This is a genomic window from Arthrobacter sp. Y3223164 (assembly GCF_059091005.1).
This window is the reverse complement of sequence record NZ_JBNHGF010000154.1, coordinates 1-6,221: the sequence shown is the minus strand read 5'-3', so window position 1 is coordinate 6,221 and position 6,221 is coordinate 1. Positions and strand designations below refer to the sequence as shown.

Genomic DNA, 6,221 nt, shown 5'->3' with positions numbered 1-6,221 from the left:
GGCCAAGCCGGCCCAGCAGCGGACCGACGGCGGAGACCGCGGCGCGCAGGCTCAGCGCCATCAGCAGGATGCCCAGCAGCGCGCCGATCCGCCCGGTCCACGGCCTGCGGAGGAAGTAGTTCACCCGCCTACCCTAGCCGCGGCCCGCCCGCTTACCCCGCCGGATACGGTTCGCGGCGCAACAGTCGGGCCGGATGACGGCAGTTCCTGCCCGCGGTCGCCGTCCTTGTCCGCTCCCCCTGTAACCAACTTCCGGGCGGTGACAGGCGCCGCCGTAAGATGGTGCTGGCGCCCTTCCCGTGCGGCGCCGCGGACTGCCGAACGCCCGCCCCGGGCGGCTGCGGCCTGCGAAGAACTAGGAAGTGGTGCCAAGGATGCTTGACCCGTCAACGATCGAGTCCATCGCCGACGAGCTGGTGGAAGCCGGCCGGACACGGACGCCGGTGAAACGGCTGACCGCCCGCTACCCGGAGATGACCATTGAGGACTCCTACAAGGTGCAGAACCTGTGGCGCGAGCGCAGCGAGGCCGCCGGCCGTACGCTGGCGGGCCGGAAGATCGGCCTGACGTCCAAGGCCATGCAGTACGCCACCGGCATCAGCGAGCCGGACTACGGGATCATCTTCGATGACATGATCCTGGAGAACGGCTGCACGGTGAGGTGGGACCAGTACACCCACCCGCGCATCGAAGTGGAACTGGCCTTCGTGCTCAACCGCGACGTCAAGGGCCCCAACGCCACCATTTTCGACGTTTTGAACGCCACCGAGTACGTGGTTCCCGCGCTTGAGATCCTGGACTCGCGGATCGAGATGGAGGGCCGCACCATCGTTGACACCATCTCCGACAACGCCGCCATGGGCGCCATGGTGATCGGCGGCAACCCGGTCCGCCCGCAGGACGTGGACCTGCGCTGGATTTCCGCCATCCTGTACAAGAACCAGACCGTGGAGGAGACCGGCGTCGCCGCCGGCGTGCTCAACCATCCGGCCGCCGGCGTCTACTGGCTGGCCAACAAGATTGCCCCGCACGGCGACCACCTCAAGGCCGGTGAAACCATCCTCGCCGGCTCGTTCACCCGACCCATGTGGGTACACAAGGGGGACACCGTCTTCGCCGACTACGGGCAGTTGGGAACCATCACGTGTCGTTTCGAGTAGAGCCCGACCCGTCCTTCAAGGACGCCCTGTCCACCGCCGACCGGCCGCTGGCCGGCATCTGGGTCTGCTCCGGCTCGCCCCTGGTGGCCGAACTCTGCGCCGGGGCCGGCTTCGACTGGATCTTCATCGACGCCGAACACTCCCCCAACGGGCTGGAGTCTGTGCTGGCGCAGTTGCAGGCCGTGCGCGGCTACCCCGGCATTCCCGTGGTTCGCCCGCCCGTCAACGACACCGTGCTGATCAAGCAGTACCTGGACCTGGGCGCGCAGTCACTGATCATTCCGATGGTGCACACGGCCGGACAGGCCCGCGCCGCCGTCGCGGCCACCCGCTACCCGCCGGCCGGCGTGCGCGGCGTCGGTTCCGCGCTGGCCCGCTCGGCCCGCTGGAACCGCATCCCGGACTATCTCACCCGCGCGGAGGAGACGCTCACGGTCATTGTCCAGATCGAGTCCGCCGAGGCCGTGGAGAACGCCGCGGAGATTGCCGCGGTGGACGGCGTGGACGGCGTGTTCATCGGCCCGTCCGACCTGGCCGCCTCGATGGGCGTGATTGGCCAGCAGGAGCACCCGGACGTGGTCGGCGGCGTGGAGAAGGCGCTGAAGGCCGCCAAGGCGGCCGGCAAGTTCGTGGGGGTCAACGCCTTCGCCGAAGCCTCCGCCCGCCGCTACATGGAGTGGGGCGCCGATTTCGTCGGCGTCGGCGCCGACGTGGCGCTGCTGGCCCGCGGCTCCGAGGCCCTGGCGGCCAAGTACATCCCCTCCAACGGGGACGGCACGGCCGGCACCCCGGCCAGCTACTGATCCTCTGCAGAACGACGGCGGCGCTTGGGCGGGCTTCGCAGCCCACCTAAAGCGCCGCCGTCCTACGCGCTGAGGTGCAGCAACTGCTGGTTGGGGAAGCGTCCTTCGGCTAAAAATGCTAAGACTTGAGCATGGCTGCTTCATTCAAGGTTGGGGATAGAGTGCGCTGGAATTCAGAGGCCGGCGAAATCCACGGCAGAGTCACCAAGATCCACACCAAGGACTTTGAATTCCGGGGCCGCACGAGGCGCTGCTCCGAGGATGAGCCACAGTACGAAGTCCAGAGCGACAAGACGGACCACGCGGCTGTCCACAAGGGCTCGGCGCTGCGCAAAACGGACTAACCGGCGACGCCGCCAAAGGCTCTCAGGGCTGGGACTCCACGGCCGTTTGAGGCTCCACAGAAGTTCGAGGAAACAAGACGTGGCAACTGTCTCCAGCAATCTTTCCGGCCGGCAACCGACCGTTCGGGCGCTGGCGCGGATTTCCCACACGCACGGGGGCGTCGGGCTGATCGACCACCTGCTGCGGGCGCCGACAGCGGACGAGGTGGAACTGCGGGTCAGCCTCTGCGGGCTGTGCGGCTCGGACGTTATCGTCTACCGTGCCGACGCGGCAGCGGCGCCGGTTCCGCTGGGCATGGTGCTCGGGCACGAGTCGGTCGGCACGGTGGTCCGCACCGGGCTGCTGGTTCCCGAATGGCTCGCGCCGGGCACCCGGGTAGTGCCCATTTCCACCGTGGGCTGCGGCGACTGCGAGGCGTGCCGGGCGGACCAGCCGCATCTTTGCGCCGAGCGCTCCGGTCTGGGGCTGACCCAGCATGGCCAAGCCACTTCACGGGCTCTCGTTCCGTGGCGCAATCTGGTGCCGGTGCCGGAGTCGGTTCCGGACACCACGGCAGTTCTAGCAGAGCCCGCGTCCATCGCCTGGCGCGCGGTCTCTACTGTCGCCCGCATCCAGCCCGGCGAGCGCGTGGCAGTCTCGACCACCCGCAGCATCGGCCTGCTCGCCGGCCTGATGGCGCAGCGCGCCGGCGCTGAGGTGACGATGATTGGCCGTGAAGGTCCCGGCCACGCGGCTCGGGTTGAGTTGGCCCAAGGCCTTGGCTTGGGCAGCACGACCGAGCAGCAACCCAACACCTACGATGTGTGGATTGAAGCGACCGGTGCTGGTATCAACCTGGCACGTGCCGTTCAGGAACTGCGGCCCTTGGGCCGCCTGGTCATGGTGGCGATGTACGCCACCGGGACCGCCCCTGCGCCCGTGGTCCGGACCAGCAAGAACCTTGCGGTCCTGAATAGCTTCATCTCCACACGGCCGGATTTCGAGCAGGCCCTGGCGTTCCTTGCCACCAGTCCGGATTTGGGCGAGCGCCTCATTACGACCTACCCCATGGGCCGGGCCGTCGAAGCGCTGCGGCTGACAGCCGAAGCCAGCACCGACGCCATCGGGCGGCCGCTGGTCAAAGCGGTCCTCATCCCCGATGCCTGAGCGGGCTCTCTCGACATGTGACTAAACAGTCACCTATTATGGGCGCATGGATGCCGTGTTCAAGGCCCTGGCGGATCCCACCCGGCGCGGGCTGCTGGACGAACTGTTCCGCGAGGACGGGCAGACCCTCACCGCACTCGAAGCGCGGTTCGGCATCACGCGCTTCGGCGTCATGAAGCACCTGAAGCAACTGGAAGAGGCCGGCCTGGTGGTGACCCGCCGCCGCGGCCGGGAGAAACTGCACTTCCTGAATCCGGTGCCCATCCGGCTCATCCACGACCGCTGGGTAAGCAAGTATGCACAACCATGGGCCGCTGCCCTCAGCGACCTCAAATCCCGATTGGAAAGTCCCATGGAGAAAATCTTCGAGATCTATATCCGCACCACCCCGGAACAGCTCTGGGAAGCCATCACGGACAGCGAGACCAGAAGCAAGTACCAGTTCGGCAACCGGATCGAGACGGACTGGACGCCAGGGTCCGGGTACGCGGTGACCAACCCGCGGGCCGATGCGCCGCTGAGCGAAGGCGAGAACCTGGAAGTCGATCCGCCGCGCCGGCTGGTCCAGACGATGCGCGCACTGTGGGGCGAGGACGTCGCGGCCGAAGGCACGTCCCGGGTGACGTGGGAGATCGAACAGGTGGAGGACTCCTGCCGCCTCACCGTGACGCACGATCAGCTGCGCGAGGGGGCCAACGAGCAGGTGTACGGCGGCTGGCCGATGGTCCTGTCCGGCCTCAAGACGTGGCTGGAGACCGGCGAGAAACTCACCACACCCGGCTCGCTGATGTACACCTGATACCGGCTAGAGAGCACTTCGGACATCAGAGCGCCCCGGAAGTTCTGGCTGGCCGGCGCTCTCACCCCCCTAGTCCCATCAAAGAATCAGCAGGCGCCCTTTTCACGACTGGAAAGGGCGCCTGCTGAATAGTCAGTCCGGAGTCAGTGTCCGGGAGCGGGATCGGAGCGGAATCAGGAGAGCTTGGACGCCACCAGCGAGGTCAGGTCCACCAGGCGGTTGGAGTAGCCCCATTCGTTGTCGTACCAGCCCACGACCTTGACCTGGTTGCCCATGACCTTTGTGAGGCCGGAGTCGAAGATGGCCGAGGCCGGGTCGGTGACAATATCCGAGGAGACGATGGGGTCCTCGGTGTAGGTCAGGATGCCAGCCAGGCGGGGATCCGCGGCTGCCGCCTTGAACGCGTCGTTGACTTCCTCCACCGTTACCTCGCGGCCGACCGTGACGGTGAGGTCCGTGGCGGAACCGGTGGGGACCGGCACGCGGATGGCGAAGCCGTCCAGCCGGCCCTTGAGCTCGGGCAGCACTTGCCCGATCGCCTTCGCTGCCCCGGTCGAGGTGGGAACCATGTTGATCGCGGCGGCCCGGGCCCGGCGCAGGTCGCGGTGCGGCCCGTCCTGCAGATTCTGATCCGCGGTGTAGGCGTGGATGGTGGTCATCAGGCCCTGCTCGATCCCGAAGTTCTCGTGCAGCACCTTCGCCAGCGGGGCCAGGCAGTTGGTGGTGCAGGAGGCGTTGGAGACGAGGTGGTGGGCGCCGTCGTCGTACTCGCCGTCGTTGACGCCCATTACAACGCTGAGCACATCGCCCTTCGCGGGAGCGGAAATGAGGACCTTGCGGGCGCCGGCGACCAAATGCTTTTCGGCATCCGTGGAGCTGGTGAAGCGCCCGGTGGACTCGATCACGATGTCTACGCCGAGCTCGCGCCAAGGGAGGTTTCCGGGGTCGCGCTCGGCCAGCACCTTGATGGTCCGTCCGTCGACCACCAGGTCGCCGTCGGCAACCTTGACGTCCGCGCCCAGCCGGCCGACCACGGAGTCGTACTTGAGCAGGTGCGCCAGGGTTTCCGGCGAGCCGAGGTCATTGATCGCCACGATCTCGAGGTCTGCACCGATCTTGCCCTGCGCCATGGCCGCCCGGAAGTAGTTGCGGCCAATGCGCCCGAAACCGTTGATGCCAATCCGTACTGCCATGGGAACTCCTTTTATTTAGCCTCTAAATTTATGTTCCATTATTATTATCCTGATACTGCCGGACGAGGTCAAGGGGATCGATGTGAGCACCACCGCCACCACTCCGCAGGTCCTGCGGCTGACCAACCTGAAAGCCGTCCTGTCGGTGATGCGCGAGAACGGCGCAGTGACCGGGAGCGACCTGATCGAGGCGACCGGGCTGACGCGTGCCACGGTCATCGCGGTCTGCGACGACCTGGTGTCCCGGGGCTGGGCCCGCGAGGTGGCCGGCGAACGCGTGCTCGGCACGGCGAAGGGCAGGCCCGCCCGGCGGTTCCAGTTCAACCCCGGGGCGGGCTGCGTGCTGGGACTGGACGTCGGCATGGCCACCGCCACCGTGCTGGTGGCGGACCTGAACGGCCTGGTGCTGGCCCGCATCTCAGAGCGGTTCGAGAAGCCGCCGGCTCCGGCGGACTCGCGCCGCTCCACGATTAAGCGGGCAGTAGCCGCCGCCCTGGCCGAGGCCGGACTGCCGCCGGAATCGGTGCTGGCGACGGCCATCGGGGTGTCCACCGTCGTCGATCGCCACGGCAACGTGGCACCCGGACATGAACTTTCCGAGCACTTCGACATTGGCCTGCAGACCGAGGTCTTTGCCCGCTACGGCTGGCCGGTGCTGCTGGAGAACGACGCGAACCTGGCGGCCCTGGCGGAGCGCTGGAGCGGCGCCGGCAAGGGCGTCGACGACTTGGCCGTCATGCTGGCCGGCGAGCGGCTGGGCACCGGCCTGATCGAA

General features: G+C 67.3%; 7 protein-coding genes. 6 read left to right on the top strand and 1 reads right to left on the bottom strand.

The window, feature by feature from the left end:
• Window positions 1–374 precede the first annotated feature (374 nt).
• The 5 genes from hpaH (at window position 375) to AC5RUJ_RS09350 (ending at window position 4,253) form a co-directional block, all read left to right on the top strand.
• The gene (hpaH, locus tag AC5RUJ_RS09370) at window positions 375–1,160 is read left to right on the top strand and encodes a 2-oxo-hept-4-ene-1,7-dioate hydratase (RefSeq protein ID WP_494127559.1); all 786 of its coding nucleotides are present in this window, start codon (window positions 375–377) and stop codon (window positions 1,158–1,160) included.
• Window positions 1,145–1,963 carry an HpcH/HpaI aldolase family protein gene (locus AC5RUJ_RS09365; RefSeq protein WP_494127560.1) on the top strand — a complete coding sequence of 273 codons (819 nt, stop codon included), beginning with the start codon at window positions 1,145–1,147 and terminating at the stop codon, window positions 1,961–1,963. Before hpaH ends, AC5RUJ_RS09365 begins: the two co-directional genes overlap by 16 nt.
• Window positions 1,964–2,094: 131 nt before the next feature.
• The gene (locus AC5RUJ_RS09360) at window positions 2,095–2,307 is read left to right on the top strand and encodes a hypervirulence associated TUDOR domain-containing protein (RefSeq protein ID WP_494127561.1); all 213 of its coding nucleotides are present in this window, start codon (window positions 2,095–2,097) and stop codon (window positions 2,305–2,307) included.
• A gap of 79 nt (window positions 2,308–2,386) precedes the next feature.
• Window positions 2,387–3,454 carry an alcohol dehydrogenase catalytic domain-containing protein gene (locus tag AC5RUJ_RS09355; protein ID WP_494127562.1) on the top strand — a complete coding sequence of 356 codons (1,068 nt, stop codon included), beginning with the start codon at window positions 2,387–2,389 and terminating at the stop codon, window positions 3,452–3,454.
• A gap of 46 nt (window positions 3,455–3,500) precedes the next feature.
• The gene (locus AC5RUJ_RS09350; RefSeq protein ID WP_494000846.1) at window positions 3,501–4,253 is read left to right on the top strand and encodes an ArsR/SmtB family transcription factor; all 753 of its coding nucleotides are present in this window, start codon (window positions 3,501–3,503) and stop codon (window positions 4,251–4,253) included.
• Between the two features lie 173 nt (window positions 4,254–4,426).
• Here the strand turns inward: AC5RUJ_RS09350 and gap are convergent, their stop codons facing one another.
• A complete protein-coding gene (gene gap / locus AC5RUJ_RS09345) occupies window positions 4,427–5,446 on the bottom strand; it encodes a type I glyceraldehyde-3-phosphate dehydrogenase (protein WP_494024229.1) in 1,020 nt (339 codons plus the stop codon).
• Between the two features lie 82 nt (window positions 5,447–5,528).
• Between gap and AC5RUJ_RS09340 the strand changes: the two genes are divergently transcribed.
• A partial coding sequence (locus AC5RUJ_RS09340; RefSeq protein WP_494155788.1) for an ROK family transcriptional regulator occupies window positions 5,529–6,221 on the top strand: 693 nt, incomplete at its 3' end.

Excerpts from the sequence above, each read along its gene's own strand:
- AC5RUJ_RS09360 (WP_494127561.1), top strand. The coding sequence starts at position 2,095 with ATGGCTGCTTCATTCAAGGTTGGGGATAGAGTGCGCTGGAATTCAGAG.
- AC5RUJ_RS09350 (WP_494000846.1), top strand. The coding sequence starts at position 3,501 with ATGGATGCCGTGTTCAAGGCCCTGGCGGATCCCACCCGGCGCGGGCTG.
- hpaH (WP_494127559.1), top strand. The coding sequence starts at position 375 with ATGCTTGACCCGTCAACGATCGAGTCCATCGCCGACGAGCTGGTGGAA.
- gap (WP_494024229.1), bottom strand. The coding sequence starts at position 5,446 with ATGGCAGTACGGATTGGCATCAACGGTTTCGGGCGCATTGGCCGCAAC.